Origin of the sequence: Serratia sp. CY56464 (genome assembly GCF_052168435.1) — a bacterium.
In the GTDB taxonomy this organism is placed as follows: Bacteria; Pseudomonadota; Gammaproteobacteria; order Enterobacterales; family Enterobacteriaceae; genus Serratia; species Serratia marcescens.
The window spans coordinates 1,467,740-1,489,957 of record NZ_JBJNMV010000001.1; the positions used below are offsets into that span (position 1 = coordinate 1,467,740).

Below are 22,218 nucleotides of genomic sequence, written 5' to 3' on the forward strand. Positions count from 1 at the left end.
TCACATTAAAAACACAAATGTATATAATGTATATTGTGGAAATAGCCACTATTTTTAGCCGTTATTGTTTAATCGTTATGCAAATATTCAACATATTCACCCTTAGGGATTGTTAATGTGAATACATCATGGTTACACACCTCATCCCCCTTACCCGATTTGGTCCTGGGGGCATCGCTTTATTTTCCGCCTATATTTAAAGCTTTTTTACTAGGACTGGTCTTATGGCTGCTGATTCATCAACTGCTGAGAGACTGGATGTATTCCGGTGAAATCTGGCATCCCATGTTGATGGACCTGTCCATTTTCGTTCTGACCGTCAGCGGTTCCTTATGGATTTTAGCGAGTTGGTAACCCATGCAGCATAAAACATTAAAATACTTCTCTACGGTGATCGTCTGCGCCATTGCCGTCTGCGCCGGTTGGTGGCTCTGGAATTATTATATGCAATCCCCATGGACCCGTGATGGAAAAGTGCGCGCCGAACTCGTCAATATCACCCCTGAAGTCTCTGGAAGATTAGAGAAAATAAGCGCGAATGACAATCAGTTCGTACCTGCGGGAAGTCTGATTTTTACCCTCGACCCGGTGCCCTACCAGATTGCGCTGGACAATGCCGAGGCCGCGGTGGCAAAAGCGCAATCCGATCTGGCCAAAGCGGACCACGAGGCTGCCCGCCGCCGCGGTTTACCGCGTAACGTTATTTCCGCTGAAGACTTGGACGAGTCCAATTTAGCCGCTCAGGCAATGAAGGCCGCCTATAAAGCCGCGCTGGCCAACCTGGAACAGGCCAAATGGAATTTGAGCAAAACCAAAATTTATGCGCCAACCGACGGTTATATCACCAACCTGCAGGCACGCGTCGGAAACTACGCCAACGCCGGCACGCCCCTGGTGGCGTTGGTGGATGTGCATTCGTTTTATGTGCTCGGATATTTCGAAGAAACCAAGCTGAAGCATATAAAAGAAGGCAATAAAGCGGACATCGTTTTATATAACGGCAACACGCCGCTGCGGGGGGAAGTAGAGAGCATCGGACGCGCCATTTACGATCAGAGCGTCGACAGCAGCAACGATCTATTAATGGACGTTAAGCCTAATGTGCCTTGGGTGCGTTTGGCCCAGCGCGTGCCGGTGCGGATAAAATTGCTCAACGTGCCCACCGATTTGACGCTGGTCGCCGGCACCACCTGCACCATCTCGATTCATCAGCGGAACTAAAGTGTGAATCTGCCTTTTCTGGAGTGGAGCCGGACCCCCTGGGGTAAGGCGACCGGCGGACAATGGCGCTATGCCCTGCGCAACTCGCTGGCGATGTGTCTGGCGCTGTGGGTGGCGTTCGTGCTCGAACTCGACGAACCCTATTGGGCACTCACCTCCGCCGCGGTGGTGAGCTTCCCCACCATCGGCGGCGTGATCAGCAAAAGCATCGGCCGCATCTTCGGCAGCCTGGTGGGCGCCGCCGCGTCGGTGGCGATCGCCGGCCACTGCCTGAACGATCCCTGGCTGTTTACGCTGTTCATCGCCGCCTGGATCGGGCTGTGCACCTACGTCTCGAATCATTACCAAAACAACGTCTCTTACGCCTTCGCGCTGGCGGGCTATACCGCCGCCATCATCGCCTTCGGCACGGTCAACGTCACCGACACCCAGCAGATCTTCGACATCGCTCAGGCGCGCGTTTGCGAAGTGATCACCGGCATTCTGTGCGGCGGGTTGATGATGATGATCCTGCCCAGCACCTCCGACGGCGAAGCCCTGCTGACCTCGCTGCGGCGCATGCAGCTGCGCCTGCTGGAGCACGCCGCCATGCTGTGGCAGCCGGAGGTCACCGCGCAGATGCGCACCTCGCACGAAGGGGTCATCGGCCAGATCCTGACCATGAACCTGCTGCGCATTCAGGCATTCTGGAGCCACTACCGGCTGCGGCGGCAAAATAACCTGCTCAACTATCTGCTGCATCAACAGCTGCGCATTACCAGCGTCATCTCCAGCCTGCGCCGCATGCTGCTGAACTGGCCGGATCGCCCCGCCAATCTGATGCCGGTGCTGACGCAACTGCTGGACGAACTGCGCGATCCCGCCACCGATAAATATCGCTTGGCGCGCCTGCTCCAGCAGATCGCGCCTCACGATCCCGCGGACTATCGCCATCGCGCCTTCTGGCTGCGGTTGCGCGATTTCTGTTGGCTCTACCTGCGCTGCAACCGCTGGCTGCGGCGGTTGGAAAGCGCCACGGCGGTCAGCGATCTCCAGCCGCCGCGCGTCACCCCACTGGCGCGCCATACCGACAGCTACGAAGCCGCCTATAACGGCCTGCGCACCTTTTTATGCATCGTGATTGGCTGCGCCTACTGGATCAACACGCAATGGGACGCCGGCAGCGCGGCGCTGACGCTCACCGCCATCAGCTGCGTGCTCTACTCTTCCACGCCTTCGCCGATCAACAGCGTCAGCACCTTGCTCAAGGCGGTGCTGCTGCTCTCGGTCGCCTGCTTCGTGGTGAAATTCGGTTTGATGATCCAGATTGACGATTTCTGGGTGTTTTGCGCCTTCCTGTTCCCGATCCTGGTGACCATGCAGATGCTCAAGCTGCAGAACCCGCCTTATGCCGCGCTTTGGGGGCAGCTGATCGTCTTTATGGGCTCGTTTCTGACCGTCAGCAATCCGCCGAGCTATGACTACCAGTCCTTTATCAATGACAACATCGCTAAAATCGTCGGTGTATTGCTGGCCGGGTTGGCGTTTCAGATCCTGCGCCCCAGCTCGGACAAACGCAAAAGCCGCCGCATTATCCGCGCGCTGCGGCGCGATTTTATCGATCAGTTGAGCAAACGGCCGCAGCAGAGCGAAAGTCAGTTCGAATCGCTGATCTACCATCGCATCAGCCAACTCAATCAAAGTCAGGATCAGGAAGCGCGCACCTGGCTGCTGCGTTGGGGCGTGGTGCTGCTCAACTGCAGCCATATCGTCTGGCAGCTGCGCGACTGGCAGACCCGTTCCGATCCACTGTCGGCGGTGCGCAACGTCTGTATCCACTGCCTGCGCGGCATCATGACGGAGAAAGGCGTGCAGCACAGTTCGCTGGACGCCACGCTGCAGGAACTGCTGCGCATGAGCAACGCGTTGGCGCATCACCCGGAACAGGCGGCGCGCGATCTGGCCGGCCTGATCTGGCGGCTTTACTGCTCACTGCAGCAGCTGCAACAGGCGATGGGCCAGCCCGCCGCCGCACCGGCCGTTAGCGGCGGGTGATCACTTGATCACGCCGCAGGCGAAGCGTTCGCCGCCGCCACCGAGCGGCTGTGGATGATCCGAATGGTTATCGCCGCCGGCGTGCACCATCAGCGCCTTGCCCTCAATTTCGCTGATTTTTTTCAGCCGCGGCGCCAATACCGGGTAATTCGCCATGCCGTCGGCGGTCACATAGATGGCCGGCAAATCACCCAGGTGCCCGTCGGCGTACGGCCCGAGGTGTTTCCCGGTCTTTTGCGGGTCGAAATGTCCGCCGGCCGCCAGCGCCGCCACCGCTTTACCGTCCTTCATGCCCGGCTCGCAGCTGCCTTTTTCATGCACGTGGAAACCGTGTACTCCGGCCGGCAACGCTTTCAGGCTCGGCGTGAACAGTAAGCCGTACGGCGTTTCGCTGATGACCACGTTGCCGATGTCCTGACCGATACCCTGCCCGGTCACCAGATGCATCTCGACGTCGGTTGCCGCCGCCTGAGCCGCGCCACACGCCATCAGGCCGAGCGCCGCATACCAATAACGTTTCATCAATCAGTCTCCTTAATGACTATATCGAGCTATCAGTATAGGAGAGCCTGCGCCGGCACTGTTAACCAACGCACAATCTCGCCAATTTGATTCGCAGACCTAATATTTGGCACTAATAATAATTCTACCGATGTTGGTCCTCCGACCAGCTGTCGTTCGGCTAACGTTGTTTCCCTGTTTCCACCGCCGGCGCATGAGAGTTCGCTTCCAGGCCAGGCGGCATACTTCATAAGGAACTGATATGGGCATCTTTAGCTATAAGGATCTGGACGAAAACGCGTCGAAGGCGCTGTTTTCCGACGCCTTGGCCATCTCTACCTACGCTTACCACAATATCGATAACGGCTTCGATGAAGGCTATCACCAGACCGGTTTCGGGCTGGGTCTGCCGCTGACGCTGGTCACTGCGCTCATCGGCAGCACCCAGTCGCAGGGCGGCCTGCCGGGCCTCCCCTGGAATCCCGACTCCGAACAGGCCGCGCAGGAGGCGGTAAACAATGCCGGCTGGTCGGTGATCAGCGCCGAGCAGCTCGGTTACGCCGGCAAAACCGATGCGCGCGGCACCTACTACGGCGAGACCGCCGGTTACACCACCGCACAGGCCGAGGTGCTGGGCAAATATGACAGCGAAGGCAATCTCACCGCCATTGGCATCTCATTTCGCGGCACCAGCGGCCCGCGCGAGTCGTTGATCGGCGATACCATCGGCGATGTGATTAACGATCTGCTGGCCGGGTTCGGGCCGAAAGGCTACGCCGACGGCTACACGCTGAAGGCCTTCGGCAACTTGCTGGGCGACGTGGCGAAATTCGCGCAGGCCCACGGGCTGAGCGGCGAGGACGTGGTGGTCAGCGGCCACAGCCTCGGCGGGCTGGCGGTCAACAGCATGGCGGCGCAGAGCGACGCCAGCTGGAGCGGCTTCTACGCGCAGTCCAACTATGTCGCCTTCGCCTCGCCGACCCAGTACGAAACCGGCGGCAAGGTGCTCAACATCGGCTACGAGAACGACCCGGTGTTCCGCGCGCTCGACGGCACCACGCTGACCGGGGCGTCGTTGGGCGTTCACGATGCGCCCCATACCTCCGCCACCAACAATATCGTCAACTTCAACGATCACTACGCCTCAGACGCCTGGAACCTGCTGCCGTTTTCCATTCTCAACATTCCGACCTGGCTGTCGCACCTGCCGTTCTTCTATCAGGACGGCCTGATGCGGGTGCTGAACTCCGAGTTTTATTCGCTGACCGACAAAGACTCGACCATCATCGTCTCCAACCTGTCGAACGTCACGCGCGGCAATACCTGGGTGGAAGACCTGAACCGCAACGCGGAAACGCACAGCGGGCCGACGTTTATCATCGGCAGCGACGGCAATGATTTGATCAAGGGCGGCAAAGGCAACGACTATCTCGAGGGCCGCGACGGCGACGATATCTTCCGCGACGCCGGCGGCTATAACCTGATCGCCGGCGGCAAAGGCCACAATATCTTCGATACCCAGCAGGCGTTGAAAAATACCGAGGTCGCCTACGACGGCAACACGCTTTACCTGCGCGATGCCAAGGGCGGCATTACGCTGGCGGACGACATCAGCACCCTGCGCAGCAAAGAAACCTCCTGGCTTATCTTCAACAAAGAAGTGGATCATCAGGTAACCGCCGCCGGATTGAAATCGGACTCAGGCCTCAAAGCCTATGCCGCCGCCGCCACCGGCGGTGACGGCGATGACGTCCTGCAGGCCCGCAGCCACGACGCCTGGCTGTTCGGCAACGCCGGCAACGACACGCTGATCGGCCACGCCGGCGGCAACCTGACCTTCGTCGGCGGCAGCGGCGATGACATTCTGAAGGGCGTCGGCAACGGCAACACCTTCCTGTTCAGCGGCGATTTCGGCCGCGATCAGCTGTATGGCTTCAACGCCAGCGATAAACTGGTGTTTATCGGCACCGAAGGCGCCAGCGGCAATATCCGCGATTACGCCACGCAGCAAAACGACGATCTGGTGCTGGCCTTCGGCCACAGCCAGGTCACGCTGATCGGCGTCTCGCTCGATCACTTCAGCACCGATCAGGTGGTGTTGGCCTAAGCATCGGCATAAAAAAAGCCGGGCGCTTTCGCCGCCCGGCTTTCCTCTTTCTGCCCGCCTTAAGGCACGTCATACCCCAGCGCCGCCTTGCGAATGCGGAACCACTGCTGGCGGCTCAGCACCAGTTTCTGCGCCTTGAGCGCCGAACGCACCCGCTCAATCTTGCCGGAGCCGATGATTGGCAACGGTGACGACGGCAGGCGCATCACCCAGGCGTACACCACCTGCTCGATGGTCTCCGCGCCGATCTCTTGCGCCACCCGCTGCAGCTCGTCGCGCAGCGGCTGAAACTCGGCGTCGTTGAACAGGCGCCCGCCGCCCAGGCAGGACCAGGCCATCGGCTTGATGCGCAGTTGCTGGCACTGGTCAAGCGTGCCGTCGAGAATGGCCGGTTGGTGAATCGGCGAGATCTCCACCTGGTTGGTCGCCAGCGTGAACGGCAGACGCGACTGCAGCAGTTGGAACTGCGCGGGCGTAAAGTTGGAGACGCCGAAATGGCGCACCTTGCCGCTTTTGTGCAACGCAACGAAGGCTTCGGCTACGTCGTCAGCGTCCATCAACGGATCCGGGCGGTGAATCAGCAGCAGATCGAGGTAATCGGTATGCAGATGGCGCAGCGACTGTTCCGCGCTCTGCACGATATGATCGCGGTCGGTGATGTAGTGGCCGATCGGGTTGCCGGGCTTGGCGGTGGTGGCGATGCCGCACTTGGTCACCAATTCCAGCGACTGACGCAACGCCGGTTTCAGGCGCAGCGCGTCGCCGAACGCCTGTTCGCAGGCATAGCCGCCGTAGATATCGGCGTGATCGGCGGTGGTGACGCCCAGTTCGACATGCTGTTCGATGAACGTCAGCAGCTGCTGCGGCGACATGCCCCACTCCATCAACCGCCAGTAACCGCAAATCATGCGGGAAAATTCAGGCCCCTGCGGCGCGAGACGAATACGTTCTACCATTGCGAAAACCTCATGACATTAGTTGTCAGCCAGCATACACAAGCCGGTGAGGCACAGGGAAGCGGTAAGCCACACGAACGTGCGGCAGATCAGGAAAGGTTAAAACAGCGACGGTTGCTCCGGCAGTGGCTCGTCGGGCGCTTTATTGGCGCGCTGCAGCCGCAGGAAGCGTTGACGGCACAGGCGCAGCACCTCGCGCTTTTGCGCATCGCTCATGTTCATCCAGCCGAAACGCTCCTCGCGGCTGCGCAGGCAGCCACGGCAGAATCCACGATCGTCGGCCTGGCAAATGCCGCGACACGGGCTGGGGATGTCGAAAAACTCAAGCTGCTGCGCCACGAGGCTCCTCCTGCGTTCTCTTGCTAATTGAAGACGCCATCGCCGCCGCTGGCAAGTCCCTTTTCGCCATTGCGGCGAAAATAGTCGCGCAAATAGCGCAGCGCCTGGCGGCTTTTTTCCGGCACATCGCGTTCGAGCGTCAGCGCGTGCAGCCGGAGTGCCGCCGGCCGCCACTCCGGCAACAGCAGCAACAGCTCGCCGCGCTGCAGTTCGTCGCCAATTTCATACAGCGGCTGAGCGGAAATGCCCAGCCCGGCGCGGGTAAAGGCGCGCATCACGTTCATGCTCTCGCTGACGATCTGTCCTTCCGCCAGCCGCAGCTTGACCTGCTGGCCGGACTGGTGCAGCAAATCCAGATGTGCCCCGCTGTAGCCGCTGGAAATCCAACGGTGCTGTACCAAATCCTGCGGTTTTTCCGGCACCCCATGCTGGCTGAGGTAGCGCGGTGCGGCGCACAGCACCATCGGCCACGCCGTCAGCGGATGCGCAATCATATTGGCGTCCGCCAGCTGCCGGTTGGCCCGCAGCGCAATGTCGACCCGTTGTTCTATCATATCGACGATGCGATCGTCCGCCAGCACGCGCAGCGTGAGCTTGGGATGCGCCTGCAACAGCGGCGACAGCGCCTCCGCCAACGAGCGGCCGCCGATGCCGACCGGGGTGGCGATGCGCAGCTCACCCACCAGCGTATCCCGCAGCTCAGCCAACCGCTGCTCCGCCTGCAGCGCCTGTTGCAGCATCGCCTCGCAGCCGGGATAGAACGCCGCTCCCGCCTCGGTCAGCGCCAGACGGCGGGTGGAACGATGCAGCAACGGCACCCCAAGCGCCTTCTCCAGCGAGCGCATGTGCTGGCTGACCGCCGACGGCGTCATGCCCAGACGCCGCGCCGCACCAGCCAGCGAGCCCTCCGCCACCACGGTGGCGAATACCGCCATTCGATTGAGTTTATCCACGATTATGAAGTTTTACTTAATCAAGAAAGCATGAATATGGCACTAATCACGGCTATTGTTAAGGACTAGAGTAGAAACCACGCGGCAGGCACCTCGGCCTGCCTCACGATACTGAACCTATCCCCGAAGGAGCATACAGATGAAAGTAGCCATTATTGGAGCAACCGGTTTTGTTGGCCGCCGCGTGGTGGATGAAGCGCTGGCTCGCGGTATTCAGGTGACGGCAATCGCGCGCCAGAAAAAAGATTTGCCGGAGCACGCCAATCTGACCGTCGCACTGGGCGACGTCGCCGACACCGCCTGGCTGGCGGGACAATTGCGCGGCCAGGACGCGGTGATCAGCGCCTACAACCCAGGCTGGGGCGAAGACAACCTGTATGAGAAAACCACCCGCGGCGCCCAGCAGATCCTCACCGCGGTCGAGCAGGCCGGCGTCAAACGCCTGTTGGTGGTCGGCGGAGCCGGCAGCCTGGAAGTGGCGCCGGGCGTTGAACTGGTGGATACGCCGCAGTTCCCGGAAAATATCCGCCCCGGCGCGCAGGCGGTGCGCGATCTGCGCAACAAACTGCGTAACGAGTCGGCACTCGACTGGACCTATCTTTCGCCGGCCGCCCTGCTGGAGCCGGGCAAACGCACTGGCCAGTTCCGCCTCGGCACCACGCAACTGCTGATGAACGGCGAAGCGCCGGCCAGCATTTCGGTGGAAGATCTGGCAGTCGCTATCGTTGATGAGATTGAAAAACCTCAGTTTATTCGCGCGCAATTCACCGCCGCCTACTAAACTGCCCTGCCGCCAGGCCGCTCGGCCTGGCGGTTTTCACGTATTCTCCGTCGCCAGTATTCTGAATTTCTAAGGTTTTCTTAAGTTTCATCCGGTAGATTTCACGACATTATCTACTTTCAGGATCCCGACATTGGCAATGTGGTTACGTCAACGCTTACAGTGCAACAGCCTCGGTTTTACCCTCGCCGCCGCCCTGTTCTTCACTCTGTTTCAAAACGCGTTATTCCTGCATCGCGCCTGGTCGTATATCACCTTCGATAGCGTCCACAGCGTGATTTTCGCGGCCAGTATGCCGGTGGTGATCTTTTGCGCGCTGAATATTATCTTCAGCGTGTTGACCGTGCCCTACCTGCGTAAGCCGTTGATCATCTTTTTCTTGCTCGGCAGCGCCGCAGCCAACTATTTCATGTTCAGCTATGGTGTGGTGATCGATGGCAACATGATGCAAAACGCCTTCGAAACCAACCCCCAGGAGGCGACCGCACTGCTGACGCCGCGCATGGGATTGTGGCTGGCGCTGCTCGGCATTCTGCCGGCGGTGGCGGTCTGCTTCACCCAAATTCGCCAGACTCGCCCCTGGTGGTACATGGTCGGGCTGCGCGCCGCCAACGTCATGCTGTCGTTGGTGGTGATCCTGATCGTCGCCGCGCTGTTCTACAAAGACTACGCTTCGCTGATCCGCAACAATAAAAGCGTGGTGAAGATGTTGACGCCTTCCAACTTCGTGGCCGGCACCATCAAGTTTACCGAACAGCGTTACTTCACCCGCAATCTGCCGCTGGTCAAGATCGGCGAAGATGCGCGTAAAGGGCCGCTGATCGCCAGGCAGACCAAGAAAACGCTGGTGATCCTGGTCGTGGGCGAAACCGCCCGCGCCGAAAACTTCTCCCTCGGCGGTTACGGGCGCGAAACCAACCCGCGCCTGAAGCAGGACGACGTGGTCTACTTCAAGAACGCCAGTTCCTGCGGCACCGAAACGGCGATCTCCGTGCCCTGCATGTTCTCCAACATGCCACGCAAGGAGTATGACGCGACTCAGGCGACGCACCAGGAAGGCATGCTCGACGTGCTGGCGCATGCCGGCGTCAATGTGCTGTGGCGCGATAACGACGGCGGCTGCAAAGGCGCCTGCGACCGGGTGCCGCACATCGACATGACCAAGCTGAAACTGCCGCAGGACTGTGACGGCGAGGTTTGCATGGACAACGTGCTGCTGTACAAGCTGAACGACTACATCAATAGCCTGAAAGACGATGGTGTGATCGTGCTGCACCAGATGGGCAGCCACGGCCCGGCTTACTATCGCCGCAGCACGCCAGAGTTCCAGGCGTTTTCACCGACCTGCAACAGTAATCAGATCCAGGATTGCAGCCATGAACAGTTGGTGAACACCTACGACAACTCAATCCTGTATACCGACGCGATGCTCGATGCCACCATCAAGTTGCTGCGGCAGTATGACGATCGGTTCAATACCGCGCTGGTCTATTTGTCCGATCACGGCGAATCGCTGGGGGAGAACGGCATGTATCTGCACGGCACGCCTTATGTCTTCGCGCCAAGCCAACAAACGCACGTGCCTTTCCTGATGTGGATGTCGGCCGACTATCAGCGCAATTTCGACATCGATCGCCAGTGTCTGAATACGTTGGCGGAAAAGGACGAGGTTTCACAGGACAACCTGTTCCACACCCTGTTGGGCATGCTGAACGTACAGACCCGCGAATATCAATCCCAGTTGGATATCCTGCAGCGTTGCCGCAACGCGGCGTAGCGCTTAACTTCCGCGTGCCGCTGAGGCACAATGTCTTGCAGACAAACCGGCGTTTTGTGCGCCGGTTTTTTTATTCCCATTGACCTAGACCAATCGGTCTATTATGCTCGGCACCATGATGACCAAATCAACGCATTGCAACGTGGATACACGTGAACATCTGCTCGCCACCGGCGAAACCCTCAGCCTGCGCCTGGGCTTTACCGGCATGGGGCTGAGTGAACTGCTGGCCACCGCGGGCGTGCCGAAAGGCTCGTTCTACCACTATTTTCGCTCGAAGGAAGCCTTCGGCGAAGCGATGCTGCAGCGCTATTTCGCGCATTATGATGCAGAAATGCAGGCGCTGTTTGCCGACAGACGCGGCGATGCCCGCCACCAGCTGCTCGGCTATTACGCCCAGGCTATCAGCTACCACTGCCGCAGCGAATGCCACAACGCCTGCCTGGCGGTGAAACTTTCCGCCGAGGTGAGCGATCTGTCGGAACCGATGCGCCATGCGCTGGAAACGGGCACCGCTCGCGTGATCGGCCATCTGCAGGAGGCCATCGAGCGCGGTATCGCCGAGGGCTCGCTGTCGGTGGCCATGAGCCCGGCGGCGACTGCAGAAACGCTGTATTCACTGTGGCTCGGTGCCTCGCTGCGCGCCAAGATCCGTCATTCGCTGGCGCCGTTAACCAGTGCGCTGGAAAGCATCGAGTTGCTGCTGCGCCCGCCGCAACGGTAACGACAACCGTCTTTTTTCGTGAAAAATGCAGTTCGTGTTTTTTTATCGCCCATCACTAGACGACCGGTCTATTAAATACAGGATGCACTATGAAGACTGAAAAATTGCTCTCTCCGCTGAAGGTTGGCGCCGTCACCCTGCCCAACCGCGTGTTTATGGCTCCGCTGACGCGTCTGCGCAGCATCGAACCGGGCGATATTCCTACGCCACTGATGGCGGAATACTATGCGCAGCGCGCCGGCGCCGGCCTGATCGTGACCGAAGCGACGCAGATCTCCTTCCAGGCGAAAGGCTACGCCGGCGCGCCGGGCCTGCATACCCCGGAACAGATCGCCGCGTGGAAACACATCACGCAGGCGGTACACGACAAAAACGGCCACATTGCCGTACAGCTGTGGCATGTAGGCCGCATCTCCCACGCCAGCCTGCAGCCGGGCGGACAAGCGCCGGTCGCGCCTTCGGCAATCAACGCCGAAACCCGCACCACCGTGCGAGATGAAACCGGCGCCTGGGTGCGCGTACCGACCTCCACACCGCGCGCGCTGGAAACCAGCGAGATCCCGGGCATCATCAACGATTTCCGCCAGGCAACCGCTAACGCGCGCGAAGCCGGCTTCGACTTCATCGAGCTGCATGCTGCCCACGGCTATCTGCTGCACCAGTTCATGTCACCGGCTTCCAACCAACGCACCGATCAATACGGCGGCAGCATCGAGAATCGCACCCGCCTGACGTTGGAAGTGGTCGACGCCACCATCGCCGAATGGGGTTCCGAACACATCGGTATCCGCATCTCGCCGCTGGGGCCGTTCAACGGGCTGGACAACGGCGAAGATCAGGAAGAAGCGGCGCTGTATCTGGTGGAAGAGCTGAATAAGCGCAACATCGCTTACCTGCACATCTCCGAACCGGACTGGGCCGGCGGCAAACCGTATTCCGACGCCTTCCGCGACTCGGTGCGCGCCCACTTTAAAGGGGTGATCGTCGGCGCCGGCGCCTACACCGCTGAAAAAGCCGAAGCGTTGATCGAAAAAGGTTTTATCGACGCGGTGGCCTTCGGCCGCAGCTACATCGCCAACCCGGATCTGGTAGAGCGTTTCCGTCAGCACGCCCCGCTGAACGAACCTAAGCCGGAAACCTTCTACGGCGGCGGCGCCGAAGGCTATACCGACTATCCGTTTCTGGCGAAGTAACCCGTCCTGACTCCAACGGCCACGCAATCGCATGGCCGTTTTTTATGCGTCGCGCGCAAACGCAAAAAGGCCCGCACGAGGCGGGCCGGTGTTCCCTGGTGTTGATCTTTATTGCCGTTCGATTTTTACACGATCGCCGCTGGAATAGATAATTGATTGTGCAGATCAATTACTCTGTATCGATCGGTACGCTCGATCAATATTTAGACACCCGCGACGCGAGACCATTAAGTGACATTGTCACCAACTCGTTACGTTGAATTCCCTTGCGGGACAAGGCTATACTCGCTTGTGCTTCAATCCACCCGCCGTCTGCCACGGCACAGTCAATTCAGAGGAATTATGCGCTTACTCCATACCATGATCCGCGTCGGTGACCTGCAACGCGCCATCGACTTCTACACCAAGGTATTAGGCATGCGCCTGCTGCGCACCAGCGAAAACCCGGAGTACAAATACTCCCTGGCTTTCGTCGGCTATACGGAAGAGAGCGAAGGCGCGGTTATCGAACTGACCTATAACTGGGGCACCGACAGCTACGACATGGGCACCGCCTTCGGCCACCTGGCGCTGGGCGTGGACGACGTTGCCGCCACCTGCGACAGCATCCGTCGCGCAGGCGGCAAAGTCACCCGCGAAGCCGGCCCGGTGAAAGGCGGCACCACGGTCATCGCCTTCGTCGAAGATCCGGACGGCTACAAAATTGAGCTGATCGAAAACAAACACGCCGGTCAGGGCCTCGGCCACTAAGCCTCCCCTTCAGGGCGCGCTGGCGCCCTGCTGATTCTCCGCGCGATAGCGCCTGCAACCAGGCGCAAAATTTGCCATAATGCGCGCTGCATTCGATGAAGATAAGAAACTGATGGCCGAAAAAAGTGATCTTAACGCCCTGAGTGGTCGTTTTCGTGGGTTTTATCCCGTAGTAATAGATGTTGAAACCGCCGGCTTCAACGCCAATACCGATGCGTTGCTGGAGATCGCCGCCGTCACGCTGAAAATGGATGAAGATGGCTGGCTGCAGCGGGACGAGACCCTGCACTTCCACGTGGAGCCTTTCGAGGGCGCCAACCTGCAGCCGGAAGCGCTGGCGTTTAACGGCATCGATCCGCACAACCCGTTGCGCGGCGCGGTCAGCGAATACGACGCGCTGCACGCCATTTTCAAAGCGGTGCGCAAAGGGCTCAAGGATCGCGGGTGCAACCGGGCCATTATCGTGGCGCACAACGCCAACTTCGATCACAGCTTCCTGATGGCCGCGGCCGAACGTGCCGGCCTGAAGCGCAACCCGTTCCATCCGTTCGCCACCTTCGACACCGCCGCGCTGAGCGGCCTGGTGCTGGGCCAAACGGTGTTGGCGAAAGCCTGTATCGCGGCCGGTATGCCGTTCGACAGCAGCCAGGCGCACTCTGCGCTGTACGACACCGAGCAAACCGCCCTGCTGTTTTGTGAGCTGGTTAACCGCTGGAAGCGTCTCGGCGGCTGGCCGCTGCCCGCCGGCGATCTCGCCGAATAAAATCAACAAAAAAGGCGGCCCAGTTTGCACTGGCGCCGCCCGTTACGCGATAATCGCAAGCCCGTCGATTAAGACTGCTGGTCTTCTTGCGCTTTATACTTTTCTGCCGTTTCTTTGATCAGTTGCTGCAGTTCGCCGCGCTGATACATCTCGATGATGATATCGCAACCGCCAACCAGCTCACCATCTACCCACAGCTGCGGGAACGTCGGCCAGTTGGCGTATTTTGGCAGCTCGGCGCGGATGTCCGGGTTCTGCAAAATGTCCACGTAGGCGAAACGCTCGCCGCAGGCGGACAGCGCTTGCACAGCCTGCGCGGAAAAGCCGCAGCTCGGCAGCTTTGGCGAACCTTTCATGTACAGCAGAATCGGGTTTTCAGCGATCTGGTGCTGAATTTTTTCAAGTGTCGTCGTCATTTATTGCTTCCTCAAGCCACATTTCATGGCTACAACATGCATCACGCGGGCTATTGTAGCGGCTGGAACAGTCGCAAGAAAACGCCATCTTTTGCAAGGATATTCGCCCGCCGCCGATCGCGTTTCACCGGCCACGTCATTCCGGTCAAAACATACGTTGAGAATAACATTTTTAATCCGACCATTTCACTAATATATTGCGCCGCGATGACGGCGCGGCTTAATTATATCCGCCATCGTCGCCTGGCGCTTTTTTATACATCAACAGGCTGATTTTAAACCAAAAAAAATGTCATTAACGTTTTCTCACAATATGGATTATTATTTATGAGTTCTTCGCTGTTTTATATGGCGAAGTTCGGGAATACTGTAACTCTTTCGATATCCGTTTCGGGGCCAAGGTTGGTGACGTCGACATGCGTTTAATTCTTACGCTCTTTGCGCTGCTGTTTACGCAGCTCTTCTTCAATTTGGCGCACGCTGCGCCACAGGCGCGCGTTGCCGCCGAGCAGCGTAAAAGCCATGCTAATGAAGCGCGGCCTGATGACCGCAGAAAAAAGAAAGCGGATAAAGCCGCCAAAAAAGCCAAAGTGACGGCCCCCGAGAAAAAAACCAGGACCGCCAAGGTCAAAAGCGAGAAAAGCGCGAAAAAGATCGTCAGCGCCAAACCCAAGGCCAAAGCGCAGAAAATCGCCAAAATTAAAGTCACCCCGCCGAAAAAGGGCTATAAAAAAGGCTATGGCCGCCACCGCGACGCCGGTATGGCTACCGCCAAGCTGGCGCGTGATGAAAAACCGTTGAAACTCAGCCCGGCGCACAAAAAGCGTTACCAGCACGCCAAGCAGACCGCGATGGCCAAGCTGATGGATCAGATGGGCAAACCTTACCGCTGGGGCGGCAGCTCGCCGCGCACCGGCTTCGACTGCAGCGGACTTATCTATTACGCCTATAAAGACGTGGTGAAAATCAAGATGCCGCGCACCGCCAACGAAATGTATCACCTGCGAGACGCGGCGCCGATCAAGAAAAGCGAACTGGAAAGCGGCGATTTGGTGTTCTTCCGCATCAACAACCGCGGCGTGGCGGATCATGTCGGCGTTTATCTCGGCAACGGCAAATTCATCCAGTCGCCGCGCACCGGCGAAGAGATCCGCATCAGCCAGCTCGACAACGACTATTGGCAGAACCACTACATCGGCGCACGCCGCGTAGTGACGCCGAAAACCATCCGTTAATTCCCTGTTCTGCGCGGTTGCGGCCCCGGTCGCAACCGCCTGCTCAAGCTATCGCCCATCGCACTCTCCCACGCGCATTTCTCGCTTTTCCTCCTGTTTTTTATGATGAAAATTGTTAAGATTGAATGACCACAATAAAAAACGGCCCATCTGGCTCCCGCCTCGGCGGGAAGAAAGTGGCGCTGTAAAGGAGGAAGCAATGTCGTTTGAATTACCTGCATTACCGTATGAGAAAAACGCGCTCGAGCCGCACATCTCCGCCGAGACCCTGGAATACCACTACGGCAAACACCACAATACCTACGTAGTTAACCTGAACAACCTGGTGAAAGGCAGCGAGTTCGAGGGCAAATCGCTCGAGGAGATCATCAAGACCTCCAACGGCGGCGTGTTCAACAACGCCGCACAGGTGTGGAACCACACCTTCTACTGGCACTGCCTGTCGCCACAGGGCGGCGGTGAACCGCAGGGCGAACTGGCGGCCGCGATCGTCAAATCCTTCGGCTCTTTCGCTGCGTTCAAAGAACAGTTCACCGATGCCGCCGTGAAAAACTTCGGCGCCGGCTGGACCTGGCTGGTGAAAAAACCGGACGGCGCGCTGGCGATCGTCAACACCTCCAACGCGGCAACTCCGCTGACCGGTGAAGATAAACCGCTGCTGACCGTTGACGTGTGGGAACACGCGTATTACATCGATTACCGCAATGCGCGTCCAAAATACCTGGAAAACTTCTGGGCGTTGGTCAACTGGACATTTGCGGCGGAAAACCTGGCGTAAGCGCAGGCCTTGCCTAAGTGATGAGGCGCAGCTTGGCTGCGCCTTTTTTAAAACTGGCGGGAAATCAGTTCAACGCGGCGACAAAGCTGAAAGCGATGATCATCGCCAACGCGCCGACGGTAGTGAACAGAGACATCTTCAGATCGGTATCCATGACAACTCCTTTAAAATGGGCTTTCCTAAGGATAAAAGGCGCACAATTAGTACGTCAAATCATTTTCCCACAGTTCGCCGATAAAATCTTGTTATCATTTCCCGGTTTATAATCTCGATTACCTCTTCCACTTTTGTTCAATATGCGACAAAATTCGCAGTTCACAACTGCGTACCGGCATCCATGCCCCTCCTGATTAAGCGCTGAAGACTTCAACACACTAAAAACTCAGTTTTCGCTTCTCTGGAGAAGGATCTACGTAGGCAAACGATTAACATCACACTTACATGCTGTAAACATGTGAGTTCAGGAGTCATTCCTTACATGGCAACGATTAAAGATGTGGCCAAACGCGCGGGCGTTTCCACCACCACCGTTTCGCACGTCATCAATAAGACTCGTTTCGTCGCCGAAGAGACCAAAGCGGCCGTGTGGGCCGCCATCAAAGAGCTGCACTACTCGCCGAGCGCCGTGGCGCGCAGCCTGAAAGTCAATCACACCAAGTCGATCGGCCTGCTGGCCACCTCGAGCGAAGCGCCCTATTTTGCCGAAGTGATCGAGGCGGTGGAAAACAGCTGCTACAGCAAAGGTTACACCCTGATCCTGTGCAACTCGCACAACAATCTGGACAAGCAGCGCGCCTACCTGGCGATGCTGGCGCAAAAGCGCGTCGACGGCCTGCTGGTCATGTGTTCCGAATACCCGGATCAACTGCTGGGCATGCTGGAGGACTACCGTAATATCCCGATGGTGGTGATGGACTGGGGCGCCGCGCGCGGCGACTTCACCGACACCATCATCGATAACGCGTTCGAAGGCGGCTATCTGGCCGGCCGTTACCTGATCGAGCGCGGCCACCGCGATATCGGCGCCATCCCGGGCCAGCTGTCGCGCAACACCGGCGGCGGCCGTCATCAGGGCTTTATGAAGGCGCTGCAGGAAGCGCATATCGACATTCGCGAAGAGTGGATCGTCCAGGGTGACTTCGAGCCGGAGTCCGGCTACAAGGCGATGCACCAAATCCTGTCGCAAAAACAGCGGCCGACCGCGGTATTTTGCGGCGGCGACATCATGGCGATGGGCGCCATCTGCGCCGCTGACGAGCTGGGGCTGCGAGTGCCGCAGGATATTTCCGTGATCGGCTATGACAACGTGCGCAACGCCCGCTACTTCACCCCGGCGCTGACCACCATTCACCAGCCGAAAGAACGCCTGGGAGAAATGGCCTTCACCATGCTGCTGGATCGCATCATCAGCAAGCGCGAAGAATCGCAGGTGATCGAAGTGCATCCGAAGCTGGTCGAACGCCGTTCGGTCGCCGATGGTCCGTTCATCGACTACCGCCGCTGATATCATCTTCCCTGCCGGAGGCCTGCGCGGCTTCCGGTGCCGCCTCACTCAGCCACTCCTGATTCAGCGTCTCGCCATCGCCCAAATACGCCAGCAGCCAGCTCATCGCCGGTGACGGTTTATCCTGTTGCCAGGTCAGGCAGCAGGGGCTGGCGGGAAACGGCTGCTGCAACTGCAACGCCTTCAGCTCACCGCGCTGCACCCGCGGCAGCGCCAGATGCGCCGGCATCATGCCGACGCACAATCCGGCGCACAAACAGTCGAGCGCCGAGGTCCAGTCCGGCACCACCAGCCGCCGCTGGTTATCCAGCGTCCAGGTGACGCGCTTGGGCAGATTGCGCGAGGTGTCTTCCAGACAAAGCGCAGGGTATGGCCTCAACCGATCGTCATTCAATGGCCCTGCCAGCTGCGCCAACGGATGCTGTGGGCTGACTACGCACAGCCAGTTCATATCCCCCATGTCGCGGAAAGCGAAGCCGCCGCCGACCGGCACCGCGCGCGTGGCGCCGATCGCCATGTCCACCCTGCCGTCCACCAACGCATCCCACACGCCGTTGAACACCTCGGGTTGCAGCATCAGTTCAACGTCGGGGAAATGGCGGTAGAAATCCAGCACCAGCTGGCGGCTGCGCTGCGGTTTGACGATGATGTCGACTGCGATATTCAGCTGGCCGCGCCACCCGTTGGCCACCTGTTGACAGTGGCGGCGGGTGTCGAGCATTTTTTTGATAACAACTCGCGCATCCTTGATAAACAGCGCGCCAGCCGGCGTCAACTCCACATCACGGTGACGCCGCTCAAACAGCGGCACCGCCAGCCATTGTTCCAGTTGCCGCACGGTATAGCTCACCGCCGACGGTACCCGGTGCAGCTCCTGCGCCGCCGCGCTGAAACTGCCGGTGCGCGCCACCGCGTCAACAACTTCAAGAGAATATTCAGACCACATCGCTTTGCCTTCAATTTTTTTAACAGCACTTTGCAAATATTACCGTTTCACAAGCAGAGATCCAGCCGGATACACTGGCCGGCGCTAAAAACCTGCGACACTAAAATATTAACGAGAAATACCATGCGAAACTCCTTTGGTTTTATGTTCTACCTCGCCGGCCTGAGCATGCTGGGTTATCTGGCGACCGATATGTACCTGCCCGCCTTCGGCGCCATGCGGGAGGAACTGCAAATTTCCGCCGGCGCGGTCAGCGCCAGCCTGAGCATCTTTCTGGCCGGCTTCGCCTTCGCGCAGTTGCTGTGGGGGCCGCTCTCCGACCGACTGGGCCGCAAACCGGTATTATTGATTGGCCTGACGCTGTTCGCGCTCGGCTGCCTGGGCATGCTGTGGGTGGAAAATGCCGTGCAGCTCTGGATACTGCGCTTTATTCAGGCCGTCGGCGTCTGTTCCGCCGCCGCCATCTGGCAAGCGCTGGTGGTCGACCGCTATCGCGAAGGCCAGGCCAACCGCGTATTCGCCACCATCATGCCGCTGGTGGCGCTGTCGCCGGCATTGGCGCCGCTGCTTGGCGCCTGGCTGCTGAACCACGCCAGCTGGCGCGCGATCTTCGCCGTGCTGTTGGCCATCACGGCCCTGCTGCTGCTGCCGACGTTGCTGCTCAAAGATCGCGCCAAAACGCAACCCGCCGCCGATGCGCCAAAAAGCAGCGTCAGTTTTTGGCAATTATTGAAATCCCCGGTGTTCAGCGGCAACGTCGCTATGTACGCCGCCTGCTCGGCCGGCTTCTTTGCCTGGCTGACCGGCTCGCCGTTCATCCTCGGTGATATGGGCTACGGCCCGAGCGACATCGGTCTGAGCTATGTGCCGCAGACGCTGGCTTTCCTGTTGGGGGGCTATGGCTGCCGCGCCGCGCTCAAGCGCATCAATGGCAAAACCCTGCTGCCGTGGCTGCTGGTAGCTTATGCTGTCAGCATGGTGGCCCTGTATCTGGTGGCGACCCTGACCAATCCGACGCTCACCACGCTGCTGATCCCGTTCTGCGTCATGGCGCTGGTCAACGGCGCCGGCTACCCGATCATGGTGGCGAATGCGCTGATGCCATTCCCGGAAAGCAGCGGTAAAGCCGCCGCGCTGCAAAATACGCTGCAATTGGGGCTGTGTTTTGTGGCGAGCATGCTGGTGTCGGCGTTTATTGCCCAGCCGCTGTTGGCAACGGTGACGGTGATGGTATCTACGGTAGTCCTGGCCGCGTTGGGTTATTTCCTGCAGCGGGGAAAAGCGGCCGATGCGCAGCAAAAGGCACAGCGGGAACATGCTAACTCAGCGTCATAATTACCAAGATTAATAATCACTTAAAGAATATGCGTGCCGAGTGCGATTTACAGTTGAGTCAACGCCTCGGCACGCCTATACTCAAAAACAACCTTGTAAAGTAACACCTTATAATCTCTATATCTCAATCAGCTATTGTGTACGCGCCTTGCGTCACACTCTTTTTTTAAAGAGGCGTTTATCCTGCGCCGTTTGCGTCGGGCCGTTTCTTTAAATTTCCTCTGTTCATAGTCGGATATCAGACGCCGCGGGCTTATTTCCCGTTGGTATACGTATGCACCCGCAGAAATTGTCTAAGCTGTTTCCTAACGGGTCATCAGTCAGAAGAAGGTGATGGAGAAGCTATGAGTTCATCGTGTATAGAAGATCTGAGCATCCAGGATAACCAGTGGTACCGTATCGCGCACGAAATGCTCGGTCTGGCCGGTATCGAAATCAACGGATCGCGCCCTTTCGATATTCAGGTTAAAAATCCCGAATTCTTTAAACGCGTTTTGCAGCAAGGGTCACTGGGCCTGGGCGAAAGCTATATGGACGGTTGGTGGGAGTGCGAGCGGCTGGATATGTTCTTTCAGCGCGTGGTCAGCGCCGGGCTGGAGAAGAAACTCCCCCACCACCTGAAAGACACCCTGCGTATCGCCGCCGCGCGCCTGACCAATCTGCAATCGAAAAAGCGCGCCTGGATCGTCGGCAAAGAGCATTACGATCTTGGCAACGATCTGTTTACCCTGATGCTCGATCCTTACATGCAATATTCCTGCGGCTACTGGAAAGACGCCACCACGCTGGAGGAAGCGCAGGAAGCCAAGCTGCGGATGATCTGCGAGAAACTGCAGCTGCAGCCGGGCATGCGTTTGCTGGACATCGGTTGCGGCTGGGGCGGCCTTTCCGCCTATGCGGCGAAAAATTACGGCGTGTCGGTGGTCGGCGTGACCATTTCCGCCGAACAGCAGAAGCTGGCTCAGGCGCGCTGCGCCGGGCTGGATGTGCAGATCCTGTTGCAGGATTATCGCGATCTGCATCAGCAGTTCGATCGCATTGTGTCCGTTGGCATGTTCGAGCATGTCGGGCCGAAAAACTACCGCACCTATTTCGACGTGGTGGAGCGCAATCTGGCGCCGCACGGCCTGTTCCTGCTGCACACCATCGGCTCCAACAAGACCGACATGAACGTCGATCCCTGGATCAACAAATATATCTTCCCGAACGGCTGCCTGCCCTCCGTGAGACATATCGCCGAGGCCAGCGAAGGCCATTTCGTGATGGAAGACTGGCACAACATCGGCGCCGACTACGATCGCACGCTGATGGCCTGGTTCGAGCGCTTCAAACAGGCGTGGCCGCAGCTCGCCGAGCGCTATTCCGAGCGCTTCGAACGGATGTTCAGCTATTATCTGAACGCCTGCGCCGGCGCGTTCCGGGCGCGCGATCTGCAGCTATGGCAGGTGGTGTTCAGCCCGAAAGGCGTGGAAGGCGGCATCCGCGTCGCACGCTGAACGCTCCCCTAATAAAAAAAGCCCCGGCAACCTCATCGCCGGGGCTTTTTTGCTCTTTCTAACCAGGCGGCTTAGCCGCAGTAAACGCGGATGATTTTATCGTCGCTGTCGCCAAGGAAGTTCAGGCGGCGCAGGTTGAAATCCATGGTGACGGCAGAGTTGTACGGAATCGCTCGCACCTTGGCGTCGATCCGCACGCCTTCCAACGAGGTCATCGGTTTGCCGACGAAGTTTTGATACTGCGATGCGCCACAGGTATCGTCCGCATCGGCCATTTGAGCGCCAGCGCCCTGCTCAGGCGAACTGCTGCAGGCGCTCAGCGCCAGCAACGCGGTTAACAACAACGTTTTCCCATAAAACTTCACGCGTTTCTCCTCTCTGCTTATGATTCGATGCCGGCGGTCACGCC

The 22,218-nt window shown here is 58.7% G+C and carries 23 protein-coding genes; 15 read left to right on the forward strand and 8 right to left on the reverse strand.

Translation table 11 applies throughout. The features are described 5' to 3' along the window. Positions 1-117 precede the first annotated feature (117 nt). From ACJ8KE_RS07075 to ACJ8KE_RS07085, 3 genes are read left to right on the forward strand one after another with little or no spacing between them, the layout of a single operon-like run. A complete protein-coding gene (locus ACJ8KE_RS07075) occupies positions 118-354 on the forward strand; it encodes a DUF1656 domain-containing protein (RefSeq protein WP_004931303.1) in 237 nt (78 codons plus the stop codon). 3 nt (positions 355-357) lie between these two features. Further along, positions 358-1,221, forward strand: a complete 864-nt coding sequence (locus tag ACJ8KE_RS07080) for an efflux RND transporter periplasmic adaptor subunit (protein WP_442517182.1) — start codon at positions 358-360, stop codon at positions 1,219-1,221. Positions 1,222-1,224: 3 nt separating this feature from the next. Beyond that, entirely contained in the window at positions 1,225-3,255 is a 2,031-nt protein-coding gene (locus ACJ8KE_RS07085) for an FUSC family protein (protein WP_016927916.1), read from the forward strand. Here the strand turns inward: ACJ8KE_RS07085 and sodC are convergent, their stop codons facing one another. Further along, on the reverse strand, positions 3,256-3,777 hold the full coding sequence (gene sodC, locus ACJ8KE_RS07090; RefSeq protein WP_033640491.1) for a superoxide dismutase family protein: 522 nt from the start codon (positions 3,775-3,777) through the stop codon (positions 3,256-3,258). 241 nt (positions 3,778-4,018) lie between these two features. On the opposite strand from sodC, the gene ACJ8KE_RS07095 reads away from it, so the two are divergent. Beyond that, entirely contained in the window at positions 4,019-5,863 is a 1,845-nt protein-coding gene (locus ACJ8KE_RS07095) for a polyurethane esterase (protein WP_097102149.1), read from the forward strand. A gap of 59 nt (positions 5,864-5,922) precedes the next feature. On the opposite strand, the gene ACJ8KE_RS07100 is transcribed toward ACJ8KE_RS07095, so the two are convergent. From ACJ8KE_RS07100 to ACJ8KE_RS07110, 3 genes are all read right to left on the reverse strand, one after another. Next, the gene (locus ACJ8KE_RS07100; RefSeq protein WP_004931312.1) at positions 5,923-6,819 is read right to left on the reverse strand and encodes an aldo/keto reductase; all 897 of its coding nucleotides are present in this window, start codon (positions 6,817-6,819) and stop codon (positions 5,923-5,925) included. Between the two features lie 99 nt (positions 6,820-6,918). Further along, the gene (locus tag ACJ8KE_RS07105; protein ID WP_015377731.1) at positions 6,919-7,158 is read right to left on the reverse strand and encodes a DUF1289 domain-containing protein; all 240 of its coding nucleotides are present in this window, start codon (positions 7,156-7,158) and stop codon (positions 6,919-6,921) included. A gap of 23 nt (positions 7,159-7,181) precedes the next feature. Beyond that, a complete protein-coding gene (locus tag ACJ8KE_RS07110; RefSeq protein ID WP_442517183.1) occupies positions 7,182-8,111 on the reverse strand; it encodes a LysR substrate-binding domain-containing protein in 930 nt (309 codons plus the stop codon). Positions 8,112-8,250: 139 nt separating this feature from the next. Here ACJ8KE_RS07110 and ACJ8KE_RS07115 point away from each other — a divergent pair, with 139 nt between their 5' ends. The 6 genes from ACJ8KE_RS07115 to rnt all read left to right on the forward strand — a co-directional run bounded on the left by ACJ8KE_RS07115 (position 8,251) and on the right by rnt (position 14,099). After that, on the forward strand, positions 8,251-8,892 hold the full coding sequence (locus tag ACJ8KE_RS07115; protein WP_016927920.1) for an NAD(P)-dependent oxidoreductase: 642 nt from the start codon (positions 8,251-8,253) through the stop codon (positions 8,890-8,892). A 139-nt stretch (positions 8,893-9,031) separates the two neighbouring features. Next, positions 9,032-10,669, forward strand: a complete 1,638-nt coding sequence (gene eptA / locus ACJ8KE_RS07120; RefSeq protein ID WP_016927921.1) for a phosphoethanolamine transferase EptA — start codon at positions 9,032-9,034, stop codon at positions 10,667-10,669. Positions 10,670-10,772: 103 nt separating this feature from the next. Beyond that, a complete protein-coding gene (locus ACJ8KE_RS07125; protein WP_016927922.1) occupies positions 10,773-11,393 on the forward strand; it encodes a TetR/AcrR family transcriptional regulator in 621 nt (206 codons plus the stop codon). A gap of 89 nt (positions 11,394-11,482) precedes the next feature. Beyond that, entirely contained in the window at positions 11,483-12,586 is a 1,104-nt protein-coding gene (locus ACJ8KE_RS07130; protein ID WP_016927923.1) for an alkene reductase, read from the forward strand. 342 nt (positions 12,587-12,928) lie between these two features. Then, on the forward strand, positions 12,929-13,336 hold the full coding sequence (gloA, locus tag ACJ8KE_RS07135; RefSeq protein WP_004931325.1) for a lactoylglutathione lyase: 408 nt from the start codon (positions 12,929-12,931) through the stop codon (positions 13,334-13,336). Between the two features lie 79 nt (positions 13,337-13,415). Continuing rightward, positions 13,416-14,099, forward strand: a complete 684-nt coding sequence (rnt, locus tag ACJ8KE_RS07140) for a ribonuclease T (protein WP_016927925.1) — start codon at positions 13,416-13,418, stop codon at positions 14,097-14,099. A 68-nt stretch (positions 14,100-14,167) separates the two neighbouring features. Here the strand turns inward: rnt and ACJ8KE_RS07145 are convergent, their stop codons facing one another. Continuing rightward, entirely contained in the window at positions 14,168-14,515 is a 348-nt protein-coding gene (locus ACJ8KE_RS07145) for a Grx4 family monothiol glutaredoxin (RefSeq protein WP_004931329.1), read from the reverse strand. Positions 14,516-14,931: 416 nt separating this feature from the next. Between ACJ8KE_RS07145 and ACJ8KE_RS07150 the strand changes: the two genes are divergently transcribed. Next, positions 14,932-15,750, forward strand: a complete 819-nt coding sequence (locus ACJ8KE_RS07150; RefSeq protein ID WP_049300308.1) for a C40 family peptidase — start codon at positions 14,932-14,934, stop codon at positions 15,748-15,750. 199 nt (positions 15,751-15,949) lie between these two features. Further along, the gene (gene sodB / locus ACJ8KE_RS07155) at positions 15,950-16,528 is read left to right on the forward strand and encodes a superoxide dismutase [Fe] (protein ID WP_004931333.1); all 579 of its coding nucleotides are present in this window, start codon (positions 15,950-15,952) and stop codon (positions 16,526-16,528) included. A 64-nt stretch (positions 16,529-16,592) separates the two neighbouring features. Here sodB and cydH read toward each other — a convergent pair whose 3' ends face one another. After that, positions 16,593-16,682, reverse strand: a complete 90-nt coding sequence (gene cydH / locus ACJ8KE_RS07160) for a cytochrome bd-I oxidase subunit CydH (protein ID WP_004931335.1) — start codon at positions 16,680-16,682, stop codon at positions 16,593-16,595. 324 nt (positions 16,683-17,006) lie between these two features. On the opposite strand from cydH, the gene purR reads away from it, so the two are divergent. After that, the gene (purR, locus tag ACJ8KE_RS07165) at positions 17,007-18,032 is read left to right on the forward strand and encodes an HTH-type transcriptional repressor PurR (protein ID WP_004931336.1); all 1,026 of its coding nucleotides are present in this window, start codon (positions 17,007-17,009) and stop codon (positions 18,030-18,032) included. On the opposite strand, the gene punR is transcribed toward purR, so the two are convergent. Continuing rightward, positions 18,013-18,978 (reverse strand): DNA-binding transcriptional activator PunR, encoded by a 966-nt coding sequence (punR, locus tag ACJ8KE_RS07170; protein WP_442517184.1) that lies wholly within the window; start codon positions 18,976-18,978, stop codon positions 18,013-18,015. The two genes, purR and punR, sit on opposite strands and share 20 nt — an antisense overlap. Positions 18,979-19,101: 123 nt before the next feature. Here punR and punC point away from each other — a divergent pair, with 123 nt between their 5' ends. Together punC and cfa are read left to right on the forward strand one after the other, a co-directional pair. Continuing rightward, positions 19,102-20,313 (forward strand): purine nucleoside transporter PunC, encoded by a 1,212-nt coding sequence (punC, locus tag ACJ8KE_RS07175; protein WP_442517185.1) that lies wholly within the window; start codon positions 19,102-19,104, stop codon positions 20,311-20,313. 344 nt (positions 20,314-20,657) lie between these two features. Then, a complete protein-coding gene (gene cfa, locus ACJ8KE_RS07180) occupies positions 20,658-21,809 on the forward strand; it encodes a cyclopropane fatty acyl phospholipid synthase (RefSeq protein ID WP_004931341.1) in 1,152 nt (383 codons plus the stop codon). A 71-nt stretch (positions 21,810-21,880) separates the two neighbouring features. Here cfa and ACJ8KE_RS07185 read toward each other — a convergent pair whose 3' ends face one another. Beyond that, positions 21,881-22,174: an I78 family peptidase inhibitor gene (locus ACJ8KE_RS07185; protein ID WP_016927929.1), complete on the reverse strand. Its 294-nt coding sequence runs from the start codon at positions 22,172-22,174 to the stop codon at positions 21,881-21,883. Between the last annotated feature and the right edge of the window lie 44 nt (positions 22,175-22,218).

Coding starts and splice junctions, on each gene's coding strand:
- ACJ8KE_RS07080 (WP_442517182.1), top strand. CDS start 358: ATGCAGCATAAAACATTAAAATACTTCTCTACGGTGATCGTCTGCGCC.
- sodC (WP_033640491.1), bottom strand. CDS start 3,777: ATGAAACGTTATTGGTATGCGGCGCTCGGCCTGATGGCGTGTGGCGCG.
- ACJ8KE_RS07095 (WP_097102149.1), top strand. CDS start 4,019: ATGGGCATCTTTAGCTATAAGGATCTGGACGAAAACGCGTCGAAGGCG.
- ACJ8KE_RS07100 (WP_004931312.1), bottom strand. CDS start 6,819: ATGGTAGAACGTATTCGTCTCGCGCCGCAGGGGCCTGAATTTTCCCGC.
- ACJ8KE_RS07115 (WP_016927920.1), top strand. CDS start 8,251: ATGAAAGTAGCCATTATTGGAGCAACCGGTTTTGTTGGCCGCCGCGTG.
- eptA (WP_016927921.1), top strand. CDS start 9,032: ATGTGGTTACGTCAACGCTTACAGTGCAACAGCCTCGGTTTTACCCTC.
- ACJ8KE_RS07125 (WP_016927922.1), top strand. CDS start 10,773: ATGCTCGGCACCATGATGACCAAATCAACGCATTGCAACGTGGATACA.
- ACJ8KE_RS07130 (WP_016927923.1), top strand. CDS start 11,483: ATGAAGACTGAAAAATTGCTCTCTCCGCTGAAGGTTGGCGCCGTCACC.
- gloA (WP_004931325.1), top strand. CDS start 12,929: ATGCGCTTACTCCATACCATGATCCGCGTCGGTGACCTGCAACGCGCC.
- rnt (WP_016927925.1), top strand. CDS start 13,416: ATGCGCGCTGCATTCGATGAAGATAAGAAACTGATGGCCGAAAAAAGT.
- ACJ8KE_RS07145 (WP_004931329.1), bottom strand. CDS start 14,515: ATGACGACGACACTTGAAAAAATTCAGCACCAGATCGCTGAAAACCCG.
- ACJ8KE_RS07150 (WP_049300308.1), top strand. CDS start 14,932: ATGCGTTTAATTCTTACGCTCTTTGCGCTGCTGTTTACGCAGCTCTTC.
- sodB (WP_004931333.1), top strand. CDS start 15,950: ATGTCGTTTGAATTACCTGCATTACCGTATGAGAAAAACGCGCTCGAG.
- cydH (WP_004931335.1), bottom strand. CDS start 16,682: ATGGATACCGATCTGAAGATGTCTCTGTTCACTACCGTCGGCGCGTTG.
- purR (WP_004931336.1), top strand. CDS start 17,007: ATGGCAACGATTAAAGATGTGGCCAAACGCGCGGGCGTTTCCACCACC.
- punR (WP_442517184.1), bottom strand. CDS start 18,978: ATGTGGTCTGAATATTCTCTTGAAGTTGTTGACGCGGTGGCGCGCACC.
- punC (WP_442517185.1), top strand. CDS start 19,102: ATGCGAAACTCCTTTGGTTTTATGTTCTACCTCGCCGGCCTGAGCATG.
- cfa (WP_004931341.1), top strand. CDS start 20,658: ATGAGTTCATCGTGTATAGAAGATCTGAGCATCCAGGATAACCAGTGG.